Here is a 292-nt window from a genome sequence, read left to right on the forward strand (position 1 = left end):
GACCGGCGGCGGTGACGTCTCCGGGAGCGCCGGTGTCGGCCAGCCAGAAGGTCTTGCGCTGGAACGCGTAGGTGGGGAGGGGGGTGTGACGGGTGGCGGCGGGCAGGACCGTGGCCCAGTCGAGGGGGATGCCGGTGGTGTGGAGGTGGGCGAGTGCGGTGAGGAGGGCGTGGGGTTCGGGGAGGTCGGGGTGGAGGAGGGAGACGTGGTGGTCGGCGGTGGTGAGGGTTTGTTGGGTGAGGGTGGTGAGGGTGGTGTCGGGTCCGGCTTCGAGGTAGGTGGTGACGCCTGA

The 292-nt window shown here is 71.2% G+C and carries 1 protein-coding gene; it reads right to left on the minus strand.

Going from position 1 to position 292, the window contains the following annotated elements:
- Positions 1 to 292: hypothetical protein (locus H5J30_RS35810; protein WP_181791944.1), on the minus strand; the 292-nt coding region annotated here is incomplete at both ends.

The sequence above is a fragment of the Streptomyces phytophilus genome (assembly GCF_013870535.1).
Classification (GTDB): Bacteria; Actinomycetota; Actinomycetes; order Streptomycetales; family Streptomycetaceae; genus Streptomyces; species Streptomyces phytophilus.